This is a genomic window from Kribbella sp. CA-247076, from assembly GCF_050942445.1.
Taxonomy (GTDB): Bacteria; Actinomycetota; Actinomycetes; order Propionibacteriales; family Kribbellaceae; genus Kribbella.
The window spans coordinates 2,093,080-2,119,266 of the sequence record NZ_CP192051.1; the positions used below are offsets into that span (position 1 = coordinate 2,093,080).

Consider the following 26,187-nt stretch of genomic DNA (forward strand, 5'->3'; position numbering starts at 1 on the left):
ATTTTCACGATCAACCGTGAGATCCGGGCCAGCACGGTTGCCACCGTGCACTCCTGGTGCTGTTCTATTCGGGACTGGGGGAGGAGGTGGGCGAGCCGGTGGACTCCGTGGCGGGGACGGTGGGGCGGCCCCGGTTGGCGACGCTGCTGGACGAGGGGGTTCAGCGCCGGTTGCTGACCGTGGTGGCGGATGCCGGGTTCGGGAAGTCGACGCTGCTGGCCTCCTGGGCGGCCGGACGTCCGTGTGCCTGGCACACCGTGCGTGCGGAGGACGCCTCGCTCGCGGCCATGGTGTCCGGCCTGGTCGACGCGCTCCGGCGCCAGGTGCCTGCCCTCGAGGCGATTCCGGCCGAGCTGCAGAGCCCCCGCGGCCCGGACGCCGACGCGGAGCAGCAGACGAGAGCGCTCGCGTACGCCGCCCTGCTGGCCGACGCCCTGGAGCACAACCTCAGCCACGACCTGGTCCTCGTCCTGGACGACCTGCACGAGATCGATCCGGGGGCTCCGGCAACCAAACTGATCGAGGGCCTGGTCCGGACCGCGCCGTCTAACCTCCACCTCGTCGTTGCCTCCCGCACCCAGATGCCGTTCGGCATCGACCGCCTCCGGGGCCGCGGTCAGGTGCTGGAGATCGACGCGACCGCGCTCGCGTTCACGGTGCCCGAGACCCTCGCCGTACTGCGGAACGTGCTGGGTGAGGCGACCGACGAGCTCGCCGAGGCGTTGCGGACCGCGGTGCAGGGCTGGCCGGCCGCCGTACGGCTGGCCGCGGAGGCGCTCCGGACGGTCCCGGCCGACGAGCGCGTCAGCCGGCTGCGGCGGGCACTCCGGTCGGACGGCCCGCTGTACGACTACCTGGCCGAGGAGGTCTTCGCCGCCGAGCCCCCAGCGGTACGGCGCCTGGTCGCGAGCGTCGCCGTACTGCCGCGGTTCGGGGCCGAGCTGTGCAAGGCCATCGGGCTCGCGGACAGCGGGGAGACGCTCCAGCAGCTCCGGACGCGCGGACTGCTCGTTTCGGCCGGGGAGGCGGACGGCTACGAGCTCAACCCGCTGGTGCGGAACTTCGCCAAGGATAGGCTGGCGGTGGACGAGCAGGAGATGGCCGGGCTCTCCCTCGAGGCGGCCAGGTGGTTCGAGTCGATCGGTGAGCACCGGGACGCCCTGGTCTGCTATCAGGCCGTCGACCCGGTCGCGGCCGCGCGCATGCTGGCCGAGCACGGTCATGCGATGGTCAGTGGCGGTCTGGCGGAGACTGTGGTCGCGGCCGTCGCCGCCCTGCCCGCTGAGCTGCGGAACCCTGCCCTGGAGCAACTGGAAGGCGAGGCCCGCCAGGTGCTCGGCGACTGGCAAGGCGCGGCCGAGTGCTTCGACCGGATCATTGGGCCTGACGGCGAGATCCCGGTCGGGGTCGCCTGGCGACTCGGGCTGATCCATCACCTGCGGGGTCAGACCGACGTGGCGATCGCGACGTACCGGCGGGGCCGGATCGATGGGCGGCATCCGACGGACGAGGCGCTCCTGCAGGCGTGGTGGGCGGGTGCGCACTGGCTGCGGGGTGAGTTCGAGGAGTGCCGTGTTCTGGTGACCGCCGCACACACGGCGGCCAAGCTGTCCGGAGACGACGGCGCCCTGGCCATCGCGCACACCGTGCTCGCCATGCTGGCCGCGGTCGACAGCGATCCGCACGGCAACTACACGAACTACGTGCGGGCGCTCGAACACGCGGAGCGGGCCGGCGATCTGCTGCAGTCGATCCGGATCCGGGTGAACCGGTCCTCGCACCACATCGCGGAGGGCGACTACCAGCACGGGTTGAAGGAGCTGGACGTCGCCATCGAGCTGGCCGACCGAGCCGGCTTCGCAGTCTTCCGTGCGCTGGCCCTGAACAACCGTGGTGAGGCGCTACTCCGGCTGGGCCGCCTCGACGAGGCCATCGGTGAGCTGGAGGCGTCCCGGGCGCTCTACCAGAAGCTGGACTCCAGGCGAGTCGCACAGCCGCTGTCCGTTCTCGGCGAGGTCTATCGCGAGCGTGGTGACCGGGCGATGGCCAGAGCCTGCTTCGAGGAGGCCATCCCGATCGCCGAGGCGACCAAGGACATGCAGTCCCTGGTGCCGTCGCTGGCCGGTTTGGCGCGCGTACTCGCGGTCGAGGAGCCCCAGCGTGCTGCCGAGCTGGCCGCATTGGCTCGGCAGGCAGTTGCCTATGGCCCTGTCCTCGGTCTGTCCGGTGCGCTGGTCGCGCTTGGCTGGGTGACGTTGCACGCAGGCAACCAGACAGAGGCCGCCACCACCGCCCAGGAGGCCGCCGCGCTCTGCCGTAAGCGTCGCGACCGAGCCGGATTGGCGGACGCGCTCGAGCTGTACGCCGCAGCCGGCGGCGCCGAAGTACTGCACGAGGTCCTCAACATCCGCAGCGAGCTAGGAGACCAGCTAGGTGAGGCCCGCGCCGAGCTAATGCTTGCCAAGCGCACCAGTGGCTCCGAAGGTCGTGAGCTGGCTCTGCGCGCGCACCAGCGGTTCCTGGCCGCAGGTGCGACCCGGTACGCCGCAGCCGCGCTGGCAGCCAGTGAGGAGACCGGTCCGGTCCCCGTCCGGATCGAGTGCCTGGGTGGCTTCCGGGTGCTGCGGGACGGCAAGGCGGTCCAGCTGGGGGAGTGGCCGTCGAAGAAGGCTCGCGACCTGCTGAAGATCCTGGTGGCCCGTCGCTGCCGCCCGGTCGCCCGCGTGCAACTGCTGGACCTGCTCTGGCCGGAGCAGGACGAGTCGGTCGCGTCACCGCGGCTGTCGGTCGCGCTGTCGACCGTGCGGTCCGTACTCGACCCGGAGAAGCGGTACGCCGCGGACCGGTTCGTCGGCGCGGATCGGGCGACGATCTGGCTCGACGGTGAGCAGGCGGCCGTGGATGTGGAGCAGTTCCTGCACGACGCCCGGGAGGGCCTCAACACCAGCGATCTCCGGTTGCTCCGGGCCGCCGAGGCGGCGTACTCCGGGGACTTCCTGGAGGAGGACGTGTACGCCGACTGGGCCGCCGGCATGCGGGAGGAGGCGCGGGCGCTCTACGTCCGGGTGGCGCGGGTGCTGGCCGAGCGGGGCCGGCGTGACCCCGACGCGGCCGCCGGATACCTGCTCCGGATCCTGCAGCGGGACCAGTACGACGAACGCGCGCACCTCGGCCTGGTGTCGGCGTTCCAGGCGAGCGGGGCGCACGGTGAGGCCCGCCGGGCCTACCGCACCTATGTGCAGCGGATGGGCGAGCTGGAGGTCGAGCCGGCGCCCTATCCGGCCGTCCCGGCCCGGCTTTAAGACTTTCTGAAGATCCGGCCGCACCATCTGACCATGGCAGCGCCGGTGCACAACCCAGTGGTGGTTCGCGAGTACGACCGCGCGGGGCATCCCGGTCGCGACTACCGCACCGAACCGGGTACTCCGATCAGGGCGACCCTGGCCGGAGTAGTGGTCCAGGTCGAGCACCGGCGGGTCGTGGTCGAGTCGAACGCGATCTGGCACGTCTACGACCAGCTAGCCGAACGCACGGTCAGCCAGGGGGAGACCGTGGAGACGGGCGACCTGCTGGGTCTCGCGGCCGGTCCGCACCTGCACTACGAGGAGCGGGTCGCGCCGTACGGAGTGGGGGACCAGCGGAGCCCGCAGTTCGATCTGCATACGAATGCCCGGATGCGGAGGGTGGCGCAGGACGGGTCGGTCGTGGAGGGAGCGACCGAGCCGTCCGGCGCTACCGTTGACCCGTGATCGCGTCGACCTTCGAGACCGCCCGCCTGGTCATGCTGCCGCTGCGCGTCGAGTACGCCGCGGAGATGGCGAAAGTCCTCGCCGACCCGGCGCTCTACACGTTCACCGGCGGTGAACCGCCCAGCCTGGAGGTCCTGGAGGAGCGCTACCGCCGTCAACTCGCGGGACCGGGCCGCGATGACGAGCACTGGCTGAACTGGGTGATCCGGTACGACGGCCGGCTCGCGGGCTACGTGCAGTCGACAGTCACCGGTACGACGGCCGAGATCGCCTGGGTGGTCGGTGCGGACTGGCAGGGCCGCGGCCTCGCCAAGGAGGCGGCACTGGGCCTCGTCACCTGGCTGGACGGTCAGGGCGTCGAGCAGGTCATCGCCCACGTGCACCCCGACCACGCGGCCTCGGCCGCCGTCGCCGCGGCCGCGGGACTCACTCGCACAGCTCACCTGGACGACGGCGAGTACCTCTGGACGAACAGACCCGGCCCCGAAGGACCGGGTCTGCCGGGATAGCGCTCAGAGCGGCCGGACGTTCTCCGCCTGCAGGCCCTTCGGGCCCTGCGCGACCTCGAACTCGACCTTCTGGTTCTCCTCGAGCGACCGGAAGCCGCTCGTCGCGATCGCCGAGTAGTGCACGAACACGTCGGCACCGCCGCCGTCCTGGGTGATGAAGCCGAAGCCCTTCTCACCGTTGAACCACTTCACTGTTCCGCTGGCCATGATCTGCTCCTCTGAGTTCGGGCCGGGGACGGGCTCCGGCGGCGCCGGGTCCCGGGTTGCCGCAACGAGCCCTCCCACCGCAGACCAGAGCCTGAAATGAGAAAACGCCCGGCGGATCACAAATCCGCGGGCGCTTCGAAACGAACGGGAACTGCAAACTGCAACCGCCCAAGACCCTAGCAGACCGCCAACCACCCGTCACCGCGCCGCGCGTCGTACGCGTCCGGCGTACCCGGCCAGACCGCCGCGCACCCGGACCGCCCACACTCGCACGCGAACGGGTACGGCGGCAGCTCCGCCAGCCCGACGTCCGCCTGCCACAACCGCCCCTGCCGGCACGCGGTCTCGTTCTCGAACCGCCGCTGCCGCCTTAACTCCTCACCGGCCCCGAGCCGCGGCAGCGATCCCAGCGCTCCCTCGACCGCCGCTCCGATCGACGCCCAGTCCGGCGCGGCCGGCACCTCGATCAGCGGCCGACCGTGCTCCACGGCCTCTGCCCGGACCCGATCAGCCAGTACGGCGTCCCGCGCGAGCAACCCCTCCAGCCGCGCGCGCCCCTCCGGATCTTCGGTCCGGGCCAGTCGCTCCTCGCGTGCCCGCCGGGTCTGCTCGCCGTCCGGCACCAACCACACCGCGGCCGCCACCCCGTCCGCCATCGAGGGGAACAACTGCGGCCCCTCCACCAACGCCGGTACGTCGCCCAGTCCGCGACCCCGCACATCCGCGGCGACCAACTCGAGTCGAAGGGCCGAGATCCGCACGAACGCATCGGCCGCGACGACGGGGCCGTCCGCCAGATCCTCGGCCAGCGGCCGCAGCGGCGGCATCCGGGGCACGTGGTCGTAGGTCCACAGGTCGACCGGATGCAGCGGCAGATCCCGGCGGCGGGCGAGGGCGCGCGCGATCGTGGACTTCCCGGCTCCGGGCGCCCCGCCGATCCACGCCATCGGTGGCCATGTCATCCCGGCAGTCTCGCAGAAACTGGCGAGCGCTTGCCGGGAAGTGTGATCTTGACCGCATTCAGGCTCCCGCCTACTGTATGCCGTATACCAAGCCCCTCCGGAAGGTGGGACCGATGGACTCTGCCCGTTTCGCGGTCAACTGCTCGATCCTGTTCACCGAACTCCCACTCCTGGAGAGGCCCGCGGCCGCGAGCGCGGCCGGGTTCGGTGCGGTCGAGTTCTGGTGGCCCTTCGACACCCACCTGCCCGGTGACGCCGAGGTGGACGCGTTCGAACGCGCCGTCCGCGACGCCGGCGTGCAACTGACCGGACTGAACTTCGCCGCCGGCGACCTGCCCGGCGGCGATCGCGGCCTGGTCTCCTGGCCGCAGCGCTCGCTCGAGTTCCGCGACAACCTCGCGGTCACCCTCGGCATCGGCGAACGGCTCGGTTGCCGCGCCTTCAACGCGTTGTACGGCAACCGCGTCGACGGGGTCCGGCCGGAGGCCCAGGACGAGCTGGCCACCGAGAACCTCGCACTGGCGGCGACCGCGGCCGGCTCGTTCGGCGGCGTCGTACTGGTCGAGCCGGTCAGCGGTGCCGACCGCTACCCACTCCGGACGGCGGCCGACGCGGTCGCCGTGATCGACCGGGTCCGGGCCGCGTCCGGGGTGACCGCCATCGGACTGCTGGCCGACCTCTACCACCTCACCGTCAACGGGGACGACGTGACGGCGGCGATCGCGACGTACGCGGACCGGATCGCGCACGTCCAGCTCGCCGACGCTCCCGGCCGGAACGAACCCGGCACCGGGAAGATCGCGGTCGACCAGCACCTCGACGAGCTCCGGGCCGCCGGCTACGACGGCTGGATCGGGCTCGAGTACACGCCGAGCGGCACGACGGCCGAGAGCTTCGACTGGATCTCACCCACCGACTGAAAGGCAGCTGGCATGCCCCGAATGACCGCCGCCCGGGCCGCCGTGGAGATCCTTCGCCGCGAAGGCATCACCCATCTGTTCGGCCTGCCCGGCGCGGCCATCAACCCGTTCTACTCCGCCGTCCGCGCCCAGGGCGAGCTGCGGCACGTGCTGGCCCGGCACGTCGAGGGCGCCTCGCACATGGCCGAGGGCTACACCCGCGCGAAACCCGGCAACCTCGGCGTCTGCGTCGGTACGTCGGGACCGGCGGGCACCGACATGATCACCGGCCTGTACTCCGCGAGCGCCGACTCGATCCCGATCCTGTGCATCACCGGCCAGGCCCCGGTCGCCAAGCTGCACAAGGAGGACTTCCAGGCGATCAACATCGCCGACATCGCCGCGCCGGTCACCAAGTGGGCGGTCACGGTGATGGAGCCGGCCCAGGTCCCCGGCACCTTCCAGAAGGCCTTCAAACTGATGCGCGAGGGCCGGCCGGGTCCGGTGCTGATCGATCTGCCGCTGGACGTCCAGCTCGCCGAGATCGACTTCGACCCCGAGCTCTACACACCCCTCCCGATCGCCACGCCACGCGCGACGGTCGCCCAGGCCGAGTCGGTACTGCGGATGCTCGCCGAGGCGGAACGCCCGCTGATCGTGGCCGGTGGCGGCATCATCAACGCGGACGCCTCCGACCTGCTGGTCGAGTTCGCCGAGCTCACCAACGTGCCCGTGATCCCAACGCTGATGGGGTGGGGGAGCATCCCGGACGACCATCGGCTGATGGCCGGCATGGCGGGTCTGCAGACCTCGCACCGCTACGGCAACGAGACCCTACTGGCCTCCGACCTGGTGATCGGGATCGGCAACCGCTGGGCGAACCGGCATACCGGCGGTCTGGACGTCTACCGGGCCGGCCGGAAGTTCGTGCACATCGACATCGAACCGACCCAGCTCGGCCGGGTGTTCGCGCCGGACCTCGGCATCGTGTCGGACGCCCGCGCGGCGCTCGAGGTCCTGCTCCACGTCGCCCGGCAGCAGGCGCCATTGGCCGATCGGTCCGAGTGGGTCTCGGCGTGCCGCGACCGCAAGCAGACGCTGGAACGGCGGACCGGCTTCGCCGACGTACCGGTGAAGCCGCAACGGGTCTACCAGGAGATGAACCATGCCTTCGGCCCCGAGACCCGCTACGTGTCGACAATCGGATTGTCACAGATCCAGGCCGCCCAGATGCTGCACGTCTACCGGCCGCGGCACTGGATCAACGCCGGCCAGGCCGGGCCACTCGGCTGGACCGGCCCGGCGGCTCTCGGGGTCGCGGTCGCGGACCCGGACGCGACGGTGGTGGCGCTGTCGGGTGACTACGACTTCCAGTTCCTGATCGAGGAGCTCGCGGTCGGCGCGCAGTTCAACATCCCCTACATCCACGTGGTGGTGAACAACTCCTACCTCGGCCTCATCCGGCAGGCCCAGCGCAACCTGGACATGGACTACTGCGTGCAGCTCGCCTTCGACAACATCAACAGCCCCGAGGTCGACGGGTACGGCGTCGACCACGTGAAGGTCGCGGAAGGCCTCGGCTGCAAGGCGTTGCGGGTGTTCGAACCCGACGACATCCTGCCCGCGTTGGACGACGCCAAGAAGCTGCTCGTCGAGCACCAGGTGCCGGTGATCGTCGAGGTGATCCTGGAGCGGATCACCAACGTGTCCATGGGCACCGAGCTCGACAACATCGTCGAGTTCGAGGAGCTGGACGAGATCGTGCACCCGGTTCCCACTGCTTCGGGCCCGAGGAGGGACTGATGAAGGTAGCTGTTCTCGGTGCCGGCGCGATCGGTGCCTACGTCGGCGCGGCCCTGCACCGCGGTGGGAGCGAGGTCCACCTGATCGCCCGCGGCGCCCATCTGGAGGCGATCCGGTCCGATGGCGTCCGGGTGCTCAGCCCGCGCGGCGACTTCGAGGCCCGTACGCCGGCCACCGACGACCCGGCCGAGGTGGGTCCGGTCGACTACGTCTTCCTCGGACTCAAGGCTAATTCCTATGCGTCCGCCGGCCCGTTGCTCGAGCCGCTGCTGCACGACGAGACGGTCATCGTCGCCGCGCAGAACGGCATTCCGTGGTGGTACTTCCACGGTCTCAAGGGCCCGTACGAAGGCCGGCGGATCGAGTCTGTCGATCCTGGGGGCTCGGTGACCCGGGTGCTGGATCTCGACCGCGCTGTCGGCTGCGTGGTCTACTGCTCGACCGAGCTCGAGGGTCCGGGCGTCGTACGCCATCTCGAAGGCACCCGCTTCTCGATCGGTGAGCCGTCCGGCGGGATCTCGGACCGGTGCGCGGCGTTCAGCGAGGCGATGATCGCCGGCGGGCTGAAGTGTCCGGTCGAGGAGGACATCCGTAAGGACATCTGGATCAAGCTGCTCGGCAACGCGGCGTTCAATCCGATCAGCGCGCTCGCCCGGGCGACGATGGTGGAGATCGCCACGCACGAGGGCACCCGGGCCATGGTCCGGCTGATGATGGAGGAGTCGCTGGCGATCGCGGCCGCGGTCGGCTGCCATCCCGACATCTCGGTCGACAAGCGGATCAACGGCGCCGAACGCGTCGGCGAGCACAAGACGTCGATGCTGCAGGACTTGGAGAAGGACAAACCGCTGGAGCTGGACGTGATCCTCGCCGCGGTCGTCGAGCTCGCGGACCTCACCGGCGTCCCGGCGCCGACACTGCGCGCCGTCCACGCGGTCGCCGACCTGCTCGCCACGAAGGTCGGGATAGCGCAGGTGCCGGCACCGTCCTAGAAGCCAGGTGGGTCCGGCCACAGCGACGTCGGACCCACCTGTTCCATCACAGCTCGGTCGGCCCGAGTGCCAGACCGGCGACGAAGTGCGCGACCGGCTCCGCCATCACCTCCAGCTCCAGTACGACGAGCTCGTTGTGCCCAGGACGCAGTACCGGAGCCGGGACGTAGAGCGTCTCCTGCGGTCCACGGCGCGAGTAGCGGCCGAGACAGAACCCGTTCACCCAGGCGATGCCCTTGCCCCAGGCAACCGTGGACAGGAAGTGGTCGGCCGGCTCGGCGACGTCGAAGCCGGCCCGCCACGCGGTCGGACCGACGCCAGGGGCATCCGGAGTCCGCGCGTCCCACAGGCGCGTCACGGTGTCCAGGTCGATCACGCACGCCGACCAACCGGTCAACTCGGCCGAGCCGAGCTGGACCGGACCGATCAGTCCCTTCGGCTCGCCGATCCGACGCCCGTAGTTCACCCGGCCCTGGTCCTCCACGAGGATCTCCAGCCGGCCGCGGCCGCGCGGCACCATCAGCGCGCGGTCGTGCCGTTCCCGATCGAGTACGCCGATCGGATCGCCGTCGAGGTACACGTACGCCCGGTCCCGCACCTCGTCGACGGTCAGCAGCGCCGGACCGTCGATGTCGATCGTGGTCCGGAAGAGCGCCAACCGGGCGTCCAGGTCGTCGAGCGTCGGCATCACCTGGTGGTCACTCCACGCACCGAAGGCCGAGGGGTCGGCGAGCAATCGGATCGGTGAGTCGAGCGCGGCGGAGGTCTCCGGCGCGGCGGTCCCCGACGCCGGGACAACGTCGGGGACCGGCGCGTACCGGGAGATGACCTCCCGGAAGGCGTGGAACTTCGCCGTCGGGTTCCCGGCCTCGTCCACGGGAGCGTCGTAGTCGTACGACGTGACCGTCGGCCGGTAGACGCCCTTGTCGTTGGCCCCACTCGTCAGCCCGAAGTTCGTGCCGCCGTGAACCATGTAGATGTTCACCGACGCGCCCGCCGCGAGCAGGGCGTCCAACTCGGCGGCGGCCTCGGCGACCCCGGTCGTGTGGTGCGGTCCACCCCAATGGTCGAACCACCCGTCCCAGAACTCCATGCACATCAACGGTCCGGTCGGCTGGTGCTTCCGCAGGGTCGCCAACCGTTCCTCGACCCGCGACCCGAAGGATCCGGTCCGCAGTACTCCGTCCAGACCGCCGGCCACCAGCATCGCGTCCACCGGCTGGTCGACCGTGACCAGCGGCACGGTGATCCCGGCGTCCCGGATGATCTCGGCCACCGACTTCAGGTACGTCGTGTCGTCGCCGAACGCGCCGTACTCGTTCTCGACCTGGACCAGCAGGACCGGGCCGCCCTGGTCGACCTGCAGCGGCCGGACGATCCGGAGTACTTCGTGCAGGTAGTCCCGGACGGCGGCCAGGAACTTCGGCTCGTTCCGGCGGATACCCATGCCCGGCTCCCGGAAGAGCCAGGCAGGGAGTCCGCCGTTGTCCCACTCCGCGCAGATGTACGGGCCGGGGCGGACGATCGCATACAGCCCCGCGTCGGCCACCTCCCGCAGGAACCGCTCGAGGTCGAGCATCCCGGCGGTGTCGAAGGCGCCCGGCCGCGGGCTGTGCGCGTTCCACGGCACGTACGTCTCGATGGTGTTGAGCCCCATCAGGCGGGCCTTCTCGATCCGGTCGGCCCACTGGTCCGGGTGCACCCGGAAGTAGTGCAGCGCCCCGGACAGGATCCGGAAGGGCCGGCCGTCGAGCAGGAAGTCGGACTCACCGATCGCGAAGTGGGTCACGGTCAGCCGTTCACCTGGAAGCCCTGCTGGTTGCCGTAGGCCACCAGCGCGTCCTGCCAGGCCTGCAGACCGGTGTTCAGGTCCGACTTGGACTGGTACGACTTGCCGACGGTGTCGCCGTAGATGCTGTTGGCGTACAGCTCGTACGGCAGGTAGCTCCAGCCCTTGACGACCTGGCCGGCCGCGCCGGTGAGCACCTGGTTGATCTTCTGGCCGCCGAAGTACGCGCTCGGCTTGTCCACGAACGCCGGGTCCTGCAGGTCCTTCGTGGTGGCCGGGAAACCACCGCTGGCCAGGAACGGCTTCACGCCCTCGTCGTGGTTCAGCCAGCGCACGAACGCCGCCGCCAGCGCCGGGTTCGCGCTCTGCTTCAGCACCGACTGCGTGCTGCCGCCGTTCTCCGCGGTGGCCGGCTGCCCGTCGTACGTCGGCATCGGGGCGACCCGCCACTTGCCCGCGCCGGCCTTGACCGACGCCTCCATCACCCCCGGCATCCACGCGCCGGTCGGCATGGTGGCGATGGTGCCGTCGCCGAGCGCCTTGAACCACTCGTCGGTCCAGCCCGGGATCTGCGCCACCAGACCGCCCTCGACCAGCTGGTTCCAGCTGCCGGTCCACTTCTTCGAGCCTTCGTCCTGCAGGTTGATCGTGATGTTCTTGCCGTCGGTCTTGAACGGCGTACCGCCCGCCTGCCAGATCATGCTGGTGGTGAAGCCGGCGTCGCCCGAGTCGTTGGCGATGTAGGCCTTCGGGTTCGCCGCGTGCAGCTTCTTGGCGGCGGCGACGTACTCGTCCCAGGTCTTCGGTACGGCGATGCCGTACTTGTCGAAGACCTCCTTGTTGTAGAAGAGCGCCATCGGCCCCGAGTCCTGCGGCAGGCCGTACAGACCCGCACCGGCGTGGACGGCAGCCCAGGTCGACGGGGTGTACGCCGACTCGTACTGGTCGAAGCCGTACTCGTTCAGGTCGACCAGCGAGCCGGGCAGCGCGAACTGTGGCAGCGCCTGGTACTCGATCTGGGCCACGTCCGGTGCACCGGAGCCGGCCTTGATCGCGTTCTGCAGCTTGGTGTAGTGGTCGTTGCCGGTCCCGGCGTTGACGTAGTTCACCTTGACGTTCGGGTACTGCTTCTGGAACGCCGCGACCTGGGCCTCGGCCGAGGGCGTCCAGCTCCAGTAGGTGATGGTGCCGCCGGCCTTGAGCGCGGCGTCGACCGCGTCGGGCGAGCCGGTCGCCTGACCACCACCGCCGCTCGAGCTGTCCGAACCACCGCAAGCCGCCACGACCGCGAGCGCGGTGAGAGCGGCCCCGGCAACCACCAGGTGCCGGATGCGCCGATGAGACTTCATGGTGTTCCCTTTCACTTGACGCTGCCTGCGCTCAGGCCGGACTGCCAGAACCGCTGGAGCAGGAGGAAGGCGACCACGAGGGGCACGATCGTCAGCAACGATCCGGTGATCACCAGGTTGTAGATGGGGCGGGCCCCCACGCCGGTCGCCTGGTTGCTCCACTGGGTGAGCCCGACCGTGAGGGGGTAGAGGTTGGGTTTGCTGAGCATGATCAGCGGGAGGAAGTAGTTGTTCCAGGTCGACACCACCGCGAACAGCAGCGTGGTGACGATGCCGGGGGCAAGCAGTCGCAGGGCGACGGTGAAGAAAATCCGGACCTCGCCGGCCCCGTCGATCCGGGCTGCCTCGAGCAGCTCGACCGGGATCGCGTCGGTCGCGTAGACCCACATCAGGTAGAGCCCGAACGGGCTGACCAGCGAGGGGATGATGATCGCCCAGACCGTGTTCGTCAGCCCGAGGTTGGAGAACATCAGGAACGTCGGCACCGCCAGCGCCGTCCCCGGTACGGCGACCGCCCCGAGCAGCACCGCGAAGACCGCGCGCCGGCCGGCGAACTTGTACTTCGCCAGGCCGTAGCCGGCCGCGGTCGCGAGCAGCGTCGCACCGCCGGCGCCGACCACGACGTACAGCACCGTGTTGCCGAGCCAGCGCAGGAAGATGCCGTCGTTGTAGGTCAGCGTGTCCTTGATGTTGTCGAAGAACGCGAAGCTGTTGCCGAACCACAGCCCCGGGCTGGAGAGCAGGTCGTTCTGCGTCTTGGTCGCGCTGATGAACAGCCAGACCAGGGGGACCAGCGTGTAGATCAGGTAGAGCACCATCACCCCGGTCAGCAGCGGCGACCGTTTCGGCCGCAACGGCGAGGTCGCGCTCTTCTTGTTCGCCGTCCGCGTGGTCGTGGCGACGCGCGGCGCGTCCATAGTGGTCGTCACAGTGCCTCCCGGGAGCCGCGGAGCTGGACGACGTACGCGATGATCGCGGTGATGACGCCCATCACGATCGCGATCGTGGCGGAGTAGTTGAACTGCTGTCCGGCGAAGGACAGGTTGTAGGCGTACATGTTGGGCGTGTAGTACGTCGTGATCACGTTCGGTGCCAGCGTGCGCAGGATGTTCGGCTCGTTGAACAGCTGGAAGCTGCCGATGATCGAGAAGATGGTCGCGATCACGATCGCGCCGCGCAGCGCCGGCAACTTCACCGCCCGGATCGTCCGGAACGTCCCGGCGCCGTCGATCGCGGCCGCCTCGTACAGCTCACCCGGCACCGTGCGCAGCGCCGAGTAGAAGATCAGCATGTTGTAGCCGACGAACTCCCAGGTGACGATGTTGGCGATCGACGGCAGCATCCAGCTGCCGCTCAGCGGCTGGATCGCGGTCGTGCCGAACAGCTCGTTCAGGTCGGCGGCCAGGCCGAAGTTGTTGCCGTAGATGTAGCCCCACATCAGCACCGCGACCACGCCGGGGACGGCGTACGGCAGGAAGATCACGATCCGGAAGAAGCCGGCCGCGTGCAGCCGGGCGCTGTCGATCGCCAGCGCCGCGAGCAGGGCCAGCACCAGCATCACCGGCACCTGGACGACCAGGAACACCGCGACCCGGCCGAACGCCTCCCAGAACTTCGGGTCGCGCAGCGCCTCGGTGTAGTTGTCCAGGCCGACGAACACGGTGCCGCCGAAGAACGCCTGGTCACGGAACAGACTCAGGTAGATCGCGTACCCGATCGGAGCCAGGAAGGTGAGCGCGAAGACGGCCAGGAACGGGCCGACGAAGACCCAGCCCTTCCCGTCCTGACGGAACCTCCCACGCCTTCGGCGCAGTGCCACGGACTCGCTCATCCCTCCGCCGGCCTCCTTCGAAACTTGTCGCCGACACGCGATGTTGACGTCAACATCGATCGCCGAGACGGTAGCGTGTTTACGTCAACATGTCTACACTTCCGGGACAAGCGAGGAGGGGTCGGATGTCAGCCGAGGAGTCTCCGGTCCGGCGGCGGCGCGGACCGTCGATGGCCGACGTGGCCCGCCTGGCCGGCGTGTCCGGTCAGACCGTGTCCCGGGTCGCGAACGACCGGCACAACGTGGACGCGACCACCCGGGACCGGGTCCAGGCCGCCATGCGCGAGCTCGGCTACCGGCCGAACAGTGCCGCCCGGGCGCTGCGCAACGGCCAGTTCCGGAGCATCGGCGCGATCGTCTTCGAGCTGTCCAGCTTCGGTACGACGCGGACGCTGGACGCGGTCGCCGCGGCGGCCACCATCAGCGGCTACGCGATCAACCTGCTGCCGGTGCTCGACGTGAACCAGCGCGCGGTCACGAACGCGTTCAGCCGGCTCGGCGAGCAGGCGGTCGACGGCGTGATCATCCTGATCGAGGCGCACACCCTGGACGAGGCCGGCGTACTGCTGCCCGAGGGGCTGCCGGTCGTCGTGGTCGACTCCAGCGCCCACTACGACTACCCGATCGTCGACACGGACCAGGCGCAGGGCGCCCGGCAGGCCACCGAGCACCTGCTGGACCTCGGTCACCAGACCGTCTGGCACCTCGGCGGCCCACCGACGTCGTTCGCCGCCGACCGGCGCCGGCGTTCCTGGGAGCGGACGCTGACCGAGCGTGGCCGCGAGGTCCCACCGGTGCTGGACGGCGACTGGTCGGCCGGGTCCGGATACGAGGCCGGCCGCCGGCTGGCCGCCAACCCGGACGTGACGGCCGTGTTCGTCGCGAACGACCAGATGGCGCTCGGGCTGCTGCGCGCGCTGCACGAGGCCGGGCGGGTGGTGCCGGACGACGTCAGCGTGGTCGGCTTCGACGACATGGAGGAGGCCGCGCACTTCTGGCCCCCGCTGACCACGATCCGGCAGAACTTCACCGACGTCGGCCGGCTCAGCGTCGACGCCCTCATCCGCGAGATCCAGGCCGGCGAACACCACCACGACCCAGTCGCCGTACCCACCAAGTTGGTCGTCCGCAGCAGCACCGCCCCGCCCCGCACCCCCTAACCCCAACCCCGCCCCGCCCCGCCCGCGCCTAGCCCGCCCCGCCCGCGCCTAGCCCGCCCCGCCCGCGCCTAGCCGGCCCGCGCTCAGCCCGGCCCGCGCGCCCGCGCCCAGCCCGCCCGCGCGTAGCTCCGCCCGCCCTGCCCCGCCGCTTCGGCCCGCCCGCGCCGCCGCCACTTGGCTGGTGGACCCTTCACCTGGTGGGTTCTCCACCCTGGATACGGGTGAAGAACCCACCATTTGGCTGGTGAACCAGGGAAATGCACGACGGCGTGCAGGGGCACGTGGCCGCGGCCCGGGTGAACCAGGAAAGTCAGCGGGCGGAGAGGTGTTCGACGACTTTCAGGAGGGCGGAGTGGTCGAGGGAGCCGTGGCCTTGGGCGCGGGCGGCGGCGACCAACTGGGCGACGACTCCGGTGAGGGGGAGGGCGACGCCGGCCGCGCGGGCGGAGGCCAGCGCGATGCCCATGTCCTTGTGGTGCAGGTCGATCCGGAAGCCGGGCTCGAACTGGCGGGCGAGCATCGTGGTCGCCTTGAGGTCGAGGATGCGGTTGCCGGCCAGTCCGCCGGCGAGCACCTCCAGGCCGCGTTCGCCGTCGACGCCGGAGGCCTCGAGCAGCACGATCGCCTCGCTGACCAGGCCGATGATGCCGGCCACCATCAACTGGTTCGCCGCCTTGACGGTCTGCCCGGCGCCGTGACCGCCGACGTGGACGATGGTCCGGCCGAGATCCTCGAGGATCGGTGTCGCCGCCTCGAAGTCGGCCGCGTCGCCGCCGACCATGATCGACAGCGATGCCTTGATCGCACCCTGCTCGCCGCCGCTGACCGGCGCGTCCAGCACGCGTACGCCGCGCTCGGCGCCGGCCGTCGCCACTTCACGTGACGTCTCCGGCGCGATCGAGCTCATGTCGATCAGCAGTACGCCGGGCTGGACCGCCGCGAGCACGCCGTGCGGACCGAGCACGACGTCGGCGACCTGCGGTGAGTCCGGCAGCATCGTGATCACCACCTCGGCTCCGGCGACGGCGGACGCGAGGTCCGCGGCCGGCTTCCCGCCCGCCTGTGCCAGCCGGTCCACCGCCGCCGGTACGACGTCGTACCCGGTGACGGCATGTCCGGCGCGGACCAGGTTGGCGGCCATGTGCGACCCCATGATCCCGAGACCGACAAAGCCGACCGCGGTCATACGGCAACCTCCTCGACGGCCATCACCGCACGCATCAGCTGGGCGGTCTCCGACGGCGTCCTGCCGACCTTGACGCCGACGGCCTCGAGGGCCTCCTGCTTGGCGGCCGCCGTACCGGAGGAGCCGGAGACGATGGCGCCCGCGTGGCCCATCGTCTTGCCCTCGGGCGCGGTGAAGCCGGCCACGTAGCCGACGACCGGCTTGGTGACGTTGTCCTTGATGAACGCCGCCGCCCGCTCCTCGGCGTCGCCGCCGATCTCGCCGATCATCACGATCGCGTCGGTGTCCGGGTCGTCCTGGAACGCCTGCAGCGCGTCGATGTGCGTCGTGCCGATGATCGGGTCACCGCCGATCCCGATCGCGGTGGAGAACCCGAAGTCCCGCAGCTCGTACATCATCTGGTACGTCAGCGTGCCCGACTTCGACACCAGCCCGATCCGGCCGGGGCCCGCGATGTCGGCGGGAATGATGCCGGCGTTGGCCCGGCCCGGGCTGATGATGCCGGGGCAGTTCGGCCCGATGATCCGAGTCCCCGCGGCGGCCGCGTGCGCGAAGAACGCCGCGGTGTCGTGCACCGGGACGCCCTCGGTGATCACGACCACGAGCGGAATCCCCGCGTCGACGGCCTCGATCACCGCGCCCTTGGTGAACCGCGGCGGCACGAACACCACCGAGACGTCGGCGCCGGCTGCCTTCACCGCGTCGGCGCAGGAGCCGTAGACCGGGATCGACCGCTTCGCGAAGTCGACCGACCGGCCGCCCTTGTCCGGAGTCACCCCGCCGACGATGTTGGTGCCGGCGGCAAGCATCCGGCTGGTGTGCTTCTGTCCTTCGGACCCGGTCATCCCTTGCACGACGACCCGGCTCTGCTCGGTCAGGAAGATCGCCATCTCACGCCTCCTAGTTCTGTGCTGCGAGTTCGGCGGCGCGGGCGGCCGCGCCGTCCATCGTGTCCACCACGGTCACCAGCGGGTGGTTGGCCCGGGCAAGGATCCGGCGGCCTTCGTCGACGTTGTTGCCGTCCAGCCGGACCACCAGCGGCTTGTCCGCCGTGTCGCCCAGCACCGCGAGTGCCTGGACGATGCCGTTCGAGACCGCGTCGCAGGCGGTGATGCCGCCGAACACGTTCACGAACACGCTGCGGACCTGGGCGTCGCCGAGGATGATGCCGAGACCGTTCGCCATCACCTCGGCCGACGCGCCACCCCCGATGTCCAGGAAGTTCGCCGGTTTCACGCCGCCGTACGCCTCTCCGGCGTACGCGACCACGTCGAGGGTGGACATGACCAGGCCGGCGCCGTTGCCGATGATGCCGACCGAGCCGTCCAGCTTGACGTAGTTGAGGCCCTTCTCCTGGGCCGCGGCCTCGAGCGGATCGGCGGCCGCCTTGTCCTCGAACCCGGCGTGGTCGGTGTGCCGGTACGACGCGTTGTCGTCCAGCGTGACCTTGCCGTCGAGGGCCTCGAGGGTCCCGTCGGCCAGTTTCACCAGCGGGTTCACCTCGACCAGCGAGGCGTCCTCGGCGACGAACACGTCCCACAGCCGCCGTACGACGTCCTCCGCGCCGGCCGGGAAGCCCGCGGCCGCTACGATCTCGGCCGCCTTGGCCTCGTCCACGCCGACGGCCGGGTCGATCGCGATCTTGGCGATCGCGTCCGGGTTCGTGTGCGCGACCTCCTCGATCTCGACGCCGCCCTCGGTGCTGGCGATGCAGAGGTAGTCGCGGTTGGCGCGGTCGACCAGGAAGGAGAGGTAGTACTCCTCGGCGATGTCGGCGGCCGGCGCGAGCAGAACCCGGCGGACGGTGTGGCCCTTGATGTCCATGCTGAGGATCTCGCCGGCCCTGTCGACGGCCTCGGCGGGGGAGCCGGCCAGCTTCACGCCGCCGGCCTTGCCCCGGCCACCGGTCTTGACCTGGGCCTTCACCACCACGCGACCGCCCAGCTCCTCGGCCGCCGCGGCCGCGTCGGCCGGGTCCTCGATCACCCGGCCGAGCGTCACCGGGACGCCGTGCCGGGCGAACAACTCCTTGGCTTGGTACTCCATCAGGTCCACGATCGCGCCTCCTGGTCGGGGTTATCGGCGACTGTATGCTGTATGCACATCGCGTCACAAGGGCTCGACCGCAACACCCCGGGTCTGGACAGGCGACTCTGAGAGGAGTACCAAAGTTCCATACGGTATGCAGTAGTCAGGAGGCGACGATGAACCACGCGACTCCAACGCCCCGGGACGTGCGCGATGTGTACGGTCGGCGCTACCGGATCGGCGAAGATGCGCGAGACCTGACCGGGCACTCCCGGCGGTGGCAACTGTGGGCCGCCTGGGCCTGCATGGTCGCCATCAGCCCGTTGCAGTACTCCTTCGGCACCGCCGCGCTCGGGCTGCAGGACGGTCGTGGCTGGGGTGCCGTGGCGACGATGTGGCTGCTCGCCGTCTTCGTCGCCTGCCAGGCACTGATCGCCATCCCGGCCGCCTGGGCCCAGCGCGTACGCCGTGCCTCGCCGACCCAGCTCGTGGTCGGCGGCGGATTGCTCGCCGCGGTCGGCCTCGCGACGCTCGCGCATGCGGACAGCTACCCGCTGGTGGTGCTCGGCTACGCGATCGTCGGCGGAGCCGGTGCCGGTCTGGTGTACGCCGCCTGCATCACGACCGCGGCCCGGTGGTTCCCGGACCGGCGGACCGCCACGATCGGCTTCGTCACGGGTGGTTTCGCGGTCGGCGCCGTACCGAGCATCGCATTGTTGACAATCTTCCAATCCGCGGGCGGGCAGCGGATCGTGTTCGACCTCGCGGCCCTCGTCAGTGTGCTGGTGGTGCTGGTCGCCGGTGGAGTGCTGAAGGATCCGCCGCGGCACTGGTGGCCCGCGGACATCGACGCGCAGGCATGGGCGGTCGACCGCAAGCTCAACCGCAACATCCCGCACAACCTGCCCGCGGTCCGCCACTACCGTCCGGCCGAGGCGATGCGGACCGGAGCGTTGCCGCTGATGTGGCTGCTGCTCGCGGTCAGTACGGCGTTGTCCCTGTTCGGCATCGCGTTCGTGGTGAGCTACGCGGTCACGGCGGATTTGGGTGTCGCGGTTGCCGGGTTCGCAGCCGGAATGCTTGCCGCGGTCAACGGTCTTGGCCGGTCGCTGGCCGGGAACCTGTCCGACCAGTTCGGCCGGCGTCGGGTGCTGGCCGCCGTACTGATGGTCGAGGGGTTCACGCACGTCGGGCTGGTGGTCGCCGGGGAAGCCGGAGCCGGGTGGGCGTTCGTGCTGTGCGCGATGTTCGCCGGGCTCGGCGGCGGGGCGTTCTACGCGATCATGGCGAATCTCGTGCTGGAGTTCTTCGGCGAGAACAGCCTGCTGCAGAACCAGGCGATCCTGTACTCCGCCAAAGCCGCCGGCGGACTGCTCGGCGTCGGAGTCGCGGCGTCGGTCGTCGCCGCGGTCGGTTACCGGCCGCTGTTCCTCGGGGCCGGGCTGCTCGGCGTACTGACTGCGTTGGGTGTGCGGCTACTGAAACAGCCCGGACGGCCGGCGCTACCGGTCCGGCCACAGCTGGGGACGCCGGTCGCCGGGTCGGGCGAATGAGCGGCTACGGGCGGGTCGTCCGGCCCGATCCCTGCGTGATGGAGTTGGTGTCGAAGCTGGCCCGCGAGCCGTGGACCGATCGGCCGACGTGCGTGCATCCGACGTTGAGTGCGGTGGCGCGGGCAGTGCACGACCACAGCAGTTCGGCGGGCCGCCGGGCGTTGCTGCCCTTCGCGTCGAGTTTCATCGACACCGCGCGACCCGGATTCGAGCCCGCAGCCCGGGTGGTCGCCCTCTGCGTGTCGACCGCGCTGGCCGGCGGGGAGGTGACCAAGGACGAACGCGTCCGGTTGGCGAACGCGCATTGGACCGCGCTGCATCTGCTGACCGGACAGGACGAGCCCGGAGGAGCGGCCCGTTGGTGGCTGCCGCTCCTCGGCCGGCTCGGGTGGAGCGAGCCGTTCTACCGGACCTTCGTCGCCACCGAACAGGCCGCGGAAGCAGTCGCGGTCACCGCCCGATGCCCGGACGGCGACCGCGACCTCCGCCTACGTCAGCTCCTCAAGCAGTGTCTCGCGGCTCACGGTGCCCGCCGGCCGGGGGCGCCGAGGCCCTCGTGTTCGACGTCGGCCCAGAACGCGTGGTCGTAGTCCCCGTCGGGGATCACCACGAGCTCCTGCCGCCGCGGTGCGCGGACCTGCTGCTCGAGCCGGCTCAGGTCCGCCGAACACCGGTCCAGGTCGTCCATCAGCCGCAGTACGTCGAGATGCGGACCGAGCTGATTCCTCAACGCCAGCAGGGATTTCTCCAGTGCCTGCACGGCCTGGCGGGTCCGGTCGAGATCGTCGTGAATCGTCATCGCAGCCTCCTGGGGAGCGAACTCTGGACAACCACCGCGGCGTGCGATAAGACTACGACTACACCATACGGTATGCAATCTACATTGCTGTATCGACCACAGGGGCGAATCCCGGCCCTTCCGAGGAGATGACTGCAGATGGCGCAGACAGTGTCGGAGACCCAACCAGTCGCGGACGTCAAGGAGCCGGAACCGGCGACGATCTCAGGCGGCCACCTGGTCGCGAAGGCCCTGAAGGCCGAGGGGATCGACGTGATCTTCACCCTCTGTGGCGGTCACATCATCGACATCTACGACGGCTGCGTCGACGAGGGCATCGCGGTGGTCGACGTCCGGCACGAGCAGGTCGCCGCGCACGCGGCCGACGGCTACGCCCGGATGACCGGCAAGCCCGGGTGCGCGGTGGTCACCGCCGGCCCGGGGACGACGGACGCGGTCACCGGCGTCGCGAACGCCTTCCGGGCCGAGAGCCCGATGCTGCTGATCGGCGGCCAGGGCGCGCTGAACCAGCACAAGATGGGGTCCCTGCAGGACCTGCCGCACGTCGACATGATGACGCCGATCACGAAGTTCGCCGCGACCGTGCCGCACACCGCCCGGGTCGCGGACATGGTCTCGATGGCGTTCCGCGAGTGCTACAACGGCGCCCCCGGCCCGTCGTTCCTGGAGATCCCGCGCGACATCCTGGACAACTCGGTCCCGGTGGACTCCGCGACCGTCCCCGAGCCCGGCCGGTACCGCGCCTCCACCAGGAGCATCGGCGACCCGGCGAACATCGAGGCGCTGGCCGACCTGCTGGCCCGGGCCGAGAAGCCGGTGGTGCTGCTCGGCACCCAGGTGTGGACCTCGCGCGGCAGTGACGCGGCGATCGAGTTCGTCCGGCAGCTCGACGTACCGGCGTTCATGAACGGCTCGGCCCGCGGCACGCTGCCGCCCGGCGACCCGCACCACTTCCACCTGTCCCGGCGGTACGGCTTCAACAACGCCGACCTGATCCTGATCGTCGGTACGCCGTTCGACTTCCGGATGGGGTACGGCCGCCGGCTGCCGAAGAACGCGACCGTGGTCCAGATCGACATGGACTACCGCACCGTCGGCAAGAACCGCGACATCGACCTCGGCCTGGTCGGCGACCCGGGCGCGATCCTGGCCGCCGTCACCCAGGCCTCCTCCGGCCGGGTCCGGAAGGCCGACCGGAAGGCGTGGTTCGCCGAACTGCGGGCCGAGGAGGACGCGGCGTACCAGAAGCGGTTGCCGCGGCAGCTCTCGGACGCGAACCCGATCCACCCGCTGCGGCTGGCGCACGAGATCAACGAGTTCCTCACCGAGGACTCGATCTACATCGGCGACGGCGGGGACATCGTCACCTTCTCCGGCGGCGTGGTCCAGCCGAAGTCGCCCGGCCACTGGATGGACCCGGGCCCGCTGGGCACCATCGGCGTCGGCATCCCGTTCGTGATGGCGGCCAAGTACGCCCGGCCGGACAAGGAGGTCGTCGCGCTCTTCGGTGACGGCGCCTTCTCGCTCACCGGCTGGGACTTCGAGACCCTGGTCCGCTTCAACCTCCCGTTCGTCGGGGTCGTCGGCAACAACTCGTCGATGAACCAGATCCGCTACGGCCAGGAGGCGAAGTACGGCGAGGCCCGCGGCCGCGTCGGCAACACGCTCGGGGACGTCAAGTACGACGAGTTCGCCAAGATGCTCGGCGGGTACGGCGAGGAGGTCCGCGACCCCAAGGACATCGGGCCGGCCATGCAGCGCGCCCGCGAGTCCGGGCTGCCGTCACTGATCAACGTCTGGGTCGACCCGGACGCGTACGCCCCCGGAACCATGAACCAGACCATGTACAAGTAGAGGGGACCCCAGCATGCCGAAGGCCCTCGAAGGTGTCCGTGTACTCGACATGACGCACGTGCAGTCCGGACCGTCCTGTACCCAGATCCTCGCCTGGCTCGGCGCCGACGTCATCAAGCTCGAGGCGCCCACCGGTGACATCACCCGCCAGCAGCTGCGCGACCTGCCGGACGTCGACAGCCTCTATTTCACGATGCTGAACTGCAACAAGCGCAGCATCACGCTGAACATGAAGTCCGAGCGCGGCAAGGAGATCTTCACCGACCTGGTGAAGGACGTCGACATCCTGGTGGAGAACTTCGCCCCCGGCGCGATCGACCGGATGGGCTTCACCTGGGACCGGCTGCAGCTGATCAACCCGCAGCTGATCTACGCCTCGATCAAGGGCTTCGGCCCGGGCCGGTACGAGGACTTCAAGGCCTACGAGGTGGTCGCCCAGGCGATGGGCGGCGCGATGAGTACGACCGGTTTCGAGGACGGTCCGCCGACCGCCACCGGCGCCCAGATCGGCGACTCCGGCACCGGCATCCACCTGGTGGCCGGCATCCTGGCCGCGCTCTACCAGCGGACCAACACCGGCAAGGGCCAGCGGGTCAGCGTGGCCATGCAGGAGGCGGTGCTCAACCTGACCCGGGTCAAGTTGCGCGACCAGCAGCGGCTCGCCCACGGGCCGCTGCGCGAGTACCCGAACGAGCACTTCGGCGACGAGGTGCCGCGGTCGGGGAACGCCTCCGGCGGCGGGCAGCCCGGCTGGGCGCTGCGGTGCGCGCCCGGCGGTCCGAACGACTACATCTACGTGATCGTCCAGCCGCCCGGCTGGGCCCCGATCGCGAACCTGATCGGCAAGCCCGAGCTCGCCGACGACCCGGACTGGTCCACCCCGGTGGCCCGGCTGGACAAGCTCGACAAGATGTTCGCGCTGATCGAGCAGTGGACCGAGCAGCACACCAAGTTCGAGGTGATGGACAAGCTCAACGCGCTGAACGTGCCGTGCGGGCCGATCATGTCCACCCGCGAACTGATCGAGGACGAGACGCTGGCCGAGCTCGGCGCCGTGGTCGAGGTGAAGCACCCGCAGCGGGGCAGCTTCAAGACCGTCGGCTGCCCGATCAAGCTGTCCGACTCCCCGGTCCAGGTGGAGACCTCACCCGGCCTGGGCGAGCACAACACCGTCGTCTACGGCTCGCTCGGCATCGACGCGGGTGAGCTCGAGCAACTCAAGGCCGCCGGCGTCGTCTGACGCACACTTCCTGGGAATGGAGCTCATGGCATGACGTATGACAAGGCAGCAGTCCGGACCATCCTCGACCAGGCTCTGGCGGACGGCCGTACCTCGCTGAGCGCACCCGAGGCCAAGCAGGTCGCGGACGCGTACGGCATCCCGACGCCGGGCGAGGGGCTGGCCACGACTGCCGAGGGAGCGGCCGGTCTCGCGGCCGAGATCGGCTTCCCGGTCGTGCTGAAGATCGTCTCGCCGGACATCCTGCACAAGACCGACGCCGGCGGCGTGGTCGTCGGGGTCGACTCCGAGGAGGCCGCGAAGGAGGCCTACGCGCGGATTGTCGACAATGCGAAAGCCTACAAGCCGGATGCCGACATCACCGGCGTCCAGGTGCAGAAGATGCTGGTGACCGGCGGTGACGTGCAGGAGGTCATCGTCGGTGCGGTCACCGACCAGACGTTCGGCAAGGTGGTCGCGTTCGGACTGGGTGGCGTCCTGGTCGAGGTGCTCAAGGACGTCACCTTCCGGCTCGCCCCGCTGGCGGCCGATGAGGCCCGGGCGATGGTGGACGGGATCGGCGCGCACGAGATGCTCGAAGGCGTCCGCGGCGCGCGGCCGGTCGACAAGGAGGCGGTCGCCGACCTGATCAAGCGGCTGTCCGACCTGGTCACCGACTTCCCGCAGTTCGCCGAGGTGGACCTGAACCCGGTGCTCGTCGGGCCGGACGGCGCCACCGCGGTGGACTTCCGGATCATCGTGGACGCCGAGGCCGGCAAGCCGGTCGAGCGGTACAGCCAGGAAGAGATCCTGACCGCGATGACCCGGATCATGAAACCGCGCGCGGTCGCGGTGATCGGGGCCTCGAACGAGACCGGCAAGATCGGCAACTCGGTGATGAAGAACCTGGTCAACGGCGGCTACCAGGGCGACATCTACCCGATCAACCCGAAGGCCGACGAGATCCTCGGGCTGAAGGCGTTCCCGTCGATCACCGACGTCCCCGGGGACGTCGACGTCGCGGTGTTCGCCGTACCGGCGAAGTTCGTCGGCGGGGCGCTCGAGCAGTGCGGCGAGAAGGGCGTGGCCGGCGCGATCCTGATCCCGTCCGGCTTCGCCGAGACCGGCGAGCAGGAGCTCCAGGACGAGGTCGTCGCGATCGCCCGCAAGCACGGCGTCCGCATCCTGGGACCGAACATCTACGGCTACTACTACCTGCCGGAGAGCCTGTGCGCGACGTTCTGCACGCCGTACGACGTCCGCGGCAGTGTCGCGTTGTCGTCACAGAGCGGCGGCATCGGGATGGCGATCCTCGGGTTCAGCCGCTCCAGCCGGATGGGCGTCTCCGCGATCGTTGGGGTAGGCAACAAGGCCGACATCGACGAGGATGACCTCCTGACGTTCTTCGAGAACGACGACAACACCAATCTGATCGCCATGCACCTGGAGGATCTCAAGGACGGCCGGGCGTTCGCCGAGACGGCGGCCCGGGTGTCGAAGAAGAAGCCGGTCGTCGTGCTGAAGGCCGGCCGGACGGACATGGGCGCGCGGGCGGCCAGCTCGCACACCGGCGCCCTGGCCGGCAACGACAAGGTGTACGACGACATCCTCCGGCAGAGCGGCGTGGTCCGGGCGCCGGGGCTGAACGAGATGCTCCAGTTCGCCCGCGGCATCCCGCTGCTGCCGACGCCGAAGGGCGAGAACGTCGTCATCATCACCGGCGCCGGCGGTTCCGGCGTACTGCTGTCGGACGCGTGCGTCGACAACGGCCTGCAGCTGATGTCGATGCCGGCCGACCTGGACGAGGCGTTCAAGAAGTTCATCCCGCCGTTCGGTGCCTCCGGCAACCCGGTGGACATCACGGGCGGCGAGCCGCCGTCGACGTACCGGAACACCATCGCGCTCGGCCTCGAGGACGAGCGGATCCACGCGCTGATCCTGGGCTACTGGCACACGATCGTCACCCCGCCGATGGTGTTCGCGAAGCTGGTCGCCGAGGTGGTCGAGGAGTACCGCGCGAAGGGGATCGACAAGCCGGTGGTGGCCTCGCTGTCCGGTGACGTCGAGGTCGAGGAAGCCAGTCAGTACCTGTTCGACCACGGTGTGGTCGCATACCCGTACACCACCGAGACACCGGTCCAGGTGCTTGGTGCAAAGTATCGCTGGGCCCGCAACGCCGGCCCGCTCGGTTGATTGGAGGAAAGGAGCGCGGGGGAGCGTTGATCAGCTCGTTGGCGTCAATCTAAGGAGTCCGCCTTGGACGTCACAAGCAACACCTCAGAAGTACCCGATGGGCCG

The 26,187-nt window shown here is 69.9% G+C and carries 22 protein-coding genes; 12 read left to right on the top strand and 10 right to left on the bottom strand.

Annotation, left to right across the window (positions count from 1 at the left end):
* Positions 1 to 56 precede the first annotated feature (56 nt).
* Genes ACQPYZ_RS10105 through ACQPYZ_RS10115 form a run of 3 tightly spaced genes read left to right on the top strand, consistent with a single transcriptional unit; the run spans position 57 to position 4,258 of the window.
* Positions 57 to 3,302 carry a tetratricopeptide repeat protein gene (locus tag ACQPYZ_RS10105; RefSeq protein WP_433167191.1) on the top strand — a complete coding sequence of 1,082 codons (3,246 nt, stop codon included), beginning with the start codon at positions 57 to 59 and terminating at the stop codon, positions 3,300 to 3,302.
* Between the two features lie 33 nt (positions 3,303 to 3,335).
* Positions 3,336 to 3,749, top strand: a complete 414-nt coding sequence (locus tag ACQPYZ_RS10110) for a M23 family metallopeptidase (RefSeq protein WP_433167192.1) — start codon at positions 3,336 to 3,338, stop codon at positions 3,747 to 3,749.
* Entirely contained in the window at positions 3,746 to 4,258 is a 513-nt protein-coding gene (locus ACQPYZ_RS10115) for a GNAT family N-acetyltransferase (RefSeq protein ID WP_433167193.1), read from the top strand. Before ACQPYZ_RS10110 ends, ACQPYZ_RS10115 begins: the two co-directional genes overlap by 4 nt.
* A 3-nt stretch (positions 4,259 to 4,261) precedes the next feature.
* Here ACQPYZ_RS10115 and ACQPYZ_RS10120 read toward each other — a convergent pair whose 3' ends face one another.
* Positions 4,262 to 4,465: a cold-shock protein gene (locus tag ACQPYZ_RS10120; RefSeq protein ID WP_433167194.1), complete on the bottom strand. Its 204-nt coding sequence runs from the start codon at positions 4,463 to 4,465 to the stop codon at positions 4,262 to 4,264.
* A gap of 176 nt (positions 4,466 to 4,641) precedes the next feature.
* Positions 4,642 to 5,427: a hypothetical protein gene (locus ACQPYZ_RS10125; protein ID WP_433167195.1), complete on the bottom strand. Its 786-nt coding sequence runs from the start codon at positions 5,425 to 5,427 to the stop codon at positions 4,642 to 4,644.
* A gap of 113 nt (positions 5,428 to 5,540) precedes the next feature.
* Between ACQPYZ_RS10125 and ACQPYZ_RS10130 the strand changes: the two genes are divergently transcribed.
* Genes ACQPYZ_RS10130 through ACQPYZ_RS10140 form a run of 3 tightly spaced genes read left to right on the top strand, consistent with a single transcriptional unit; the run spans position 5,541 to position 9,121 of the window.
* The gene (locus tag ACQPYZ_RS10130) at positions 5,541 to 6,347 is read left to right on the top strand and encodes a hydroxypyruvate isomerase family protein (RefSeq protein WP_433167196.1); all 807 of its coding nucleotides are present in this window, start codon (positions 5,541 to 5,543) and stop codon (positions 6,345 to 6,347) included.
* Between the two features lie 12 nt (positions 6,348 to 6,359).
* Positions 6,360 to 8,129 carry a glyoxylate carboligase gene (gene gcl, locus ACQPYZ_RS10135; RefSeq protein ID WP_433167197.1) on the top strand — a complete coding sequence of 590 codons (1,770 nt, stop codon included), beginning with the start codon at positions 6,360 to 6,362 and terminating at the stop codon, positions 8,127 to 8,129.
* Positions 8,129 to 9,121 (top strand): 2-dehydropantoate 2-reductase, encoded by a 993-nt coding sequence (locus tag ACQPYZ_RS10140; protein ID WP_433167198.1) that lies wholly within the window; start codon positions 8,129 to 8,131, stop codon positions 9,119 to 9,121. Before gcl ends, ACQPYZ_RS10140 begins: the two co-directional genes overlap by 1 nt.
* 46 nt (positions 9,122 to 9,167) lie before the next feature.
* On the opposite strand, the gene ACQPYZ_RS10145 is transcribed toward ACQPYZ_RS10140, so the two are convergent.
* The 4 genes from ACQPYZ_RS10145 to ACQPYZ_RS10160 are packed head-to-tail and all read right to left on the bottom strand — an operon-like array spanning position 9,168 to position 14,090.
* Positions 9,168 to 10,910: a glycoside hydrolase family 35 protein gene (locus ACQPYZ_RS10145; RefSeq protein ID WP_433167199.1), complete on the bottom strand. Its 1,743-nt coding sequence runs from the start codon at positions 10,908 to 10,910 to the stop codon at positions 9,168 to 9,170.
* Positions 10,911 to 10,912: 2 nt separating this feature from the next.
* On the bottom strand, positions 10,913 to 12,259 hold the full coding sequence (locus tag ACQPYZ_RS10150) for an ABC transporter substrate-binding protein (protein WP_433167200.1): 1,347 nt from the start codon (positions 12,257 to 12,259) through the stop codon (positions 10,913 to 10,915).
* 11 nt (positions 12,260 to 12,270) lie between these two features.
* A complete protein-coding gene (locus ACQPYZ_RS10155) occupies positions 12,271 to 13,188 on the bottom strand; it encodes a carbohydrate ABC transporter permease (protein ID WP_433167201.1) in 918 nt (305 codons plus the stop codon).
* Positions 13,185 to 14,090: a carbohydrate ABC transporter permease gene (locus tag ACQPYZ_RS10160; protein WP_433167202.1), complete on the bottom strand. Its 906-nt coding sequence runs from the start codon at positions 14,088 to 14,090 to the stop codon at positions 13,185 to 13,187. Before ACQPYZ_RS10160 ends, ACQPYZ_RS10155 begins: the two co-directional genes overlap by 4 nt.
* Before the next feature lie 125 nt (positions 14,091 to 14,215).
* Between ACQPYZ_RS10160 and ACQPYZ_RS10165 the strand changes: the two genes are divergently transcribed.
* Positions 14,216 to 15,250, top strand: coding sequence for a LacI family DNA-binding transcriptional regulator (locus tag ACQPYZ_RS10165; RefSeq protein ID WP_433167203.1), 1,035 nt, complete (start codon positions 14,216 to 14,218; stop codon positions 15,248 to 15,250).
* Between the two features lie 310 nt (positions 15,251 to 15,560).
* Here ACQPYZ_RS10165 and ACQPYZ_RS10170 read toward each other — a convergent pair whose 3' ends face one another.
* From ACQPYZ_RS10170 to sucC, 3 genes are read right to left on the bottom strand one after another with little or no spacing between them, the layout of a single operon-like run.
* Entirely contained in the window at positions 15,561 to 16,436 is an 876-nt protein-coding gene (locus tag ACQPYZ_RS10170; protein WP_433167204.1) for a 2-hydroxy-3-oxopropionate reductase, read from the bottom strand.
* Positions 16,433 to 17,326, bottom strand: coding sequence for a succinate--CoA ligase subunit alpha (gene sucD, locus ACQPYZ_RS10175; protein WP_433167205.1), 894 nt, complete (start codon positions 17,324 to 17,326; stop codon positions 16,433 to 16,435). Before sucD ends, ACQPYZ_RS10170 begins: the two co-directional genes overlap by 4 nt.
* 10 nt (positions 17,327 to 17,336) lie before the next feature.
* Positions 17,337 to 18,491 carry an ADP-forming succinate--CoA ligase subunit beta gene (sucC, locus tag ACQPYZ_RS10180; protein ID WP_433167206.1) on the bottom strand — a complete coding sequence of 385 codons (1,155 nt, stop codon included), beginning with the start codon at positions 18,489 to 18,491 and terminating at the stop codon, positions 17,337 to 17,339.
* A gap of 149 nt (positions 18,492 to 18,640) precedes the next feature.
* Between sucC and ACQPYZ_RS10185 the strand changes: the two genes are divergently transcribed.
* Positions 18,641 to 20,017 (top strand): MFS transporter, encoded by a 1,377-nt coding sequence (locus tag ACQPYZ_RS10185; protein ID WP_433167207.1) that lies wholly within the window; start codon positions 18,641 to 18,643, stop codon positions 20,015 to 20,017.
* The gene (locus ACQPYZ_RS10190) at positions 20,014 to 20,607 is read left to right on the top strand and encodes a hypothetical protein (RefSeq protein ID WP_433167208.1); all 594 of its coding nucleotides are present in this window, start codon (positions 20,014 to 20,016) and stop codon (positions 20,605 to 20,607) included. The genes ACQPYZ_RS10185 and ACQPYZ_RS10190 overlap by 4 nt, the downstream gene beginning before the upstream one ends.
* On the opposite strand, the gene ACQPYZ_RS10195 is transcribed toward ACQPYZ_RS10190, so the two are convergent.
* Positions 20,538 to 20,816, bottom strand: a complete 279-nt coding sequence (locus ACQPYZ_RS10195) for a hypothetical protein (RefSeq protein ID WP_433167209.1) — start codon at positions 20,814 to 20,816, stop codon at positions 20,538 to 20,540. The genes ACQPYZ_RS10190 and ACQPYZ_RS10195 overlap by 70 nt on opposite strands.
* Positions 20,817 to 20,954: 138 nt before the next feature.
* Between ACQPYZ_RS10195 and ACQPYZ_RS10200 the strand changes: the two genes are divergently transcribed.
* The 3 genes from ACQPYZ_RS10200 to ACQPYZ_RS10210 are packed head-to-tail and all read left to right on the top strand — an operon-like array spanning position 20,955 to position 26,082.
* Positions 20,955 to 22,670 carry a thiamine pyrophosphate-binding protein gene (locus tag ACQPYZ_RS10200; protein ID WP_433167210.1) on the top strand — a complete coding sequence of 572 codons (1,716 nt, stop codon included), beginning with the start codon at positions 20,955 to 20,957 and terminating at the stop codon, positions 22,668 to 22,670.
* A 13-nt stretch (positions 22,671 to 22,683) separates the two neighbouring features.
* A complete protein-coding gene (frc, locus tag ACQPYZ_RS10205) occupies positions 22,684 to 23,910 on the top strand; it encodes a formyl-CoA transferase (protein WP_433167211.1) in 1,227 nt (408 codons plus the stop codon).
* A 30-nt stretch (positions 23,911 to 23,940) separates the two neighbouring features.
* Positions 23,941 to 26,082 carry an acetate--CoA ligase family protein gene (locus ACQPYZ_RS10210; RefSeq protein WP_433167212.1) on the top strand — a complete coding sequence of 714 codons (2,142 nt, stop codon included), beginning with the start codon at positions 23,941 to 23,943 and terminating at the stop codon, positions 26,080 to 26,082.
* Positions 26,083 to 26,187 lie beyond the last annotated feature (105 nt).

Excerpts from the sequence above, each read along its gene's own strand:
- ACQPYZ_RS10110 (WP_433167192.1), top strand. The coding sequence starts at position 3,336 with ATGGCAGCGCCGGTGCACAACCCAGTGGTGGTTCGCGAGTACGACCGC.
- ACQPYZ_RS10120 (WP_433167194.1), bottom strand. The coding sequence starts at position 4,465 with ATGGCCAGCGGAACAGTGAAGTGGTTCAACGGTGAGAAGGGCTTCGGC.
- ACQPYZ_RS10125 (WP_433167195.1), bottom strand. The coding sequence starts at position 5,427 with ATGACATGGCCACCGATGGCGTGGATCGGCGGGGCGCCCGGAGCCGGG.
- ACQPYZ_RS10130 (WP_433167196.1), top strand. The coding sequence starts at position 5,541 with ATGGACTCTGCCCGTTTCGCGGTCAACTGCTCGATCCTGTTCACCGAA.
- gcl (WP_433167197.1), top strand. The coding sequence starts at position 6,360 with ATGCCCCGAATGACCGCCGCCCGGGCCGCCGTGGAGATCCTTCGCCGC.
- ACQPYZ_RS10140 (WP_433167198.1), top strand. The coding sequence starts at position 8,129 with ATGAAGGTAGCTGTTCTCGGTGCCGGCGCGATCGGTGCCTACGTCGGC.
- ACQPYZ_RS10150 (WP_433167200.1), bottom strand. The coding sequence starts at position 12,259 with ATGAAGTCTCATCGGCGCATCCGGCACCTGGTGGTTGCCGGGGCCGCT.
- ACQPYZ_RS10160 (WP_433167202.1), bottom strand. The coding sequence starts at position 14,090 with ATGAGCGAGTCCGTGGCACTGCGCCGAAGGCGTGGGAGGTTCCGTCAG.
- ACQPYZ_RS10165 (WP_433167203.1), top strand. The coding sequence starts at position 14,216 with ATGTCAGCCGAGGAGTCTCCGGTCCGGCGGCGGCGCGGACCGTCGATG.
- ACQPYZ_RS10170 (WP_433167204.1), bottom strand. The coding sequence starts at position 16,436 with ATGACCGCGGTCGGCTTTGTCGGTCTCGGGATCATGGGGTCGCACATG.
- sucD (WP_433167205.1), bottom strand. The coding sequence starts at position 17,326 with ATGGCGATCTTCCTGACCGAGCAGAGCCGGGTCGTCGTGCAAGGGATG.
- ACQPYZ_RS10185 (WP_433167207.1), top strand. The coding sequence starts at position 18,641 with ATGAACCACGCGACTCCAACGCCCCGGGACGTGCGCGATGTGTACGGT.
- ACQPYZ_RS10190 (WP_433167208.1), top strand. The coding sequence starts at position 20,014 with ATGAGCGGCTACGGGCGGGTCGTCCGGCCCGATCCCTGCGTGATGGAG.
- ACQPYZ_RS10195 (WP_433167209.1), bottom strand. The coding sequence starts at position 20,816 with ATGACGATTCACGACGATCTCGACCGGACCCGCCAGGCCGTGCAGGCA.
- ACQPYZ_RS10200 (WP_433167210.1), top strand. The coding sequence starts at position 20,955 with ATGGCGCAGACAGTGTCGGAGACCCAACCAGTCGCGGACGTCAAGGAG.
- frc (WP_433167211.1), top strand. The coding sequence starts at position 22,684 with ATGCCGAAGGCCCTCGAAGGTGTCCGTGTACTCGACATGACGCACGTG.
- ACQPYZ_RS10210 (WP_433167212.1), top strand. The coding sequence starts at position 23,941 with ATGACGTATGACAAGGCAGCAGTCCGGACCATCCTCGACCAGGCTCTG.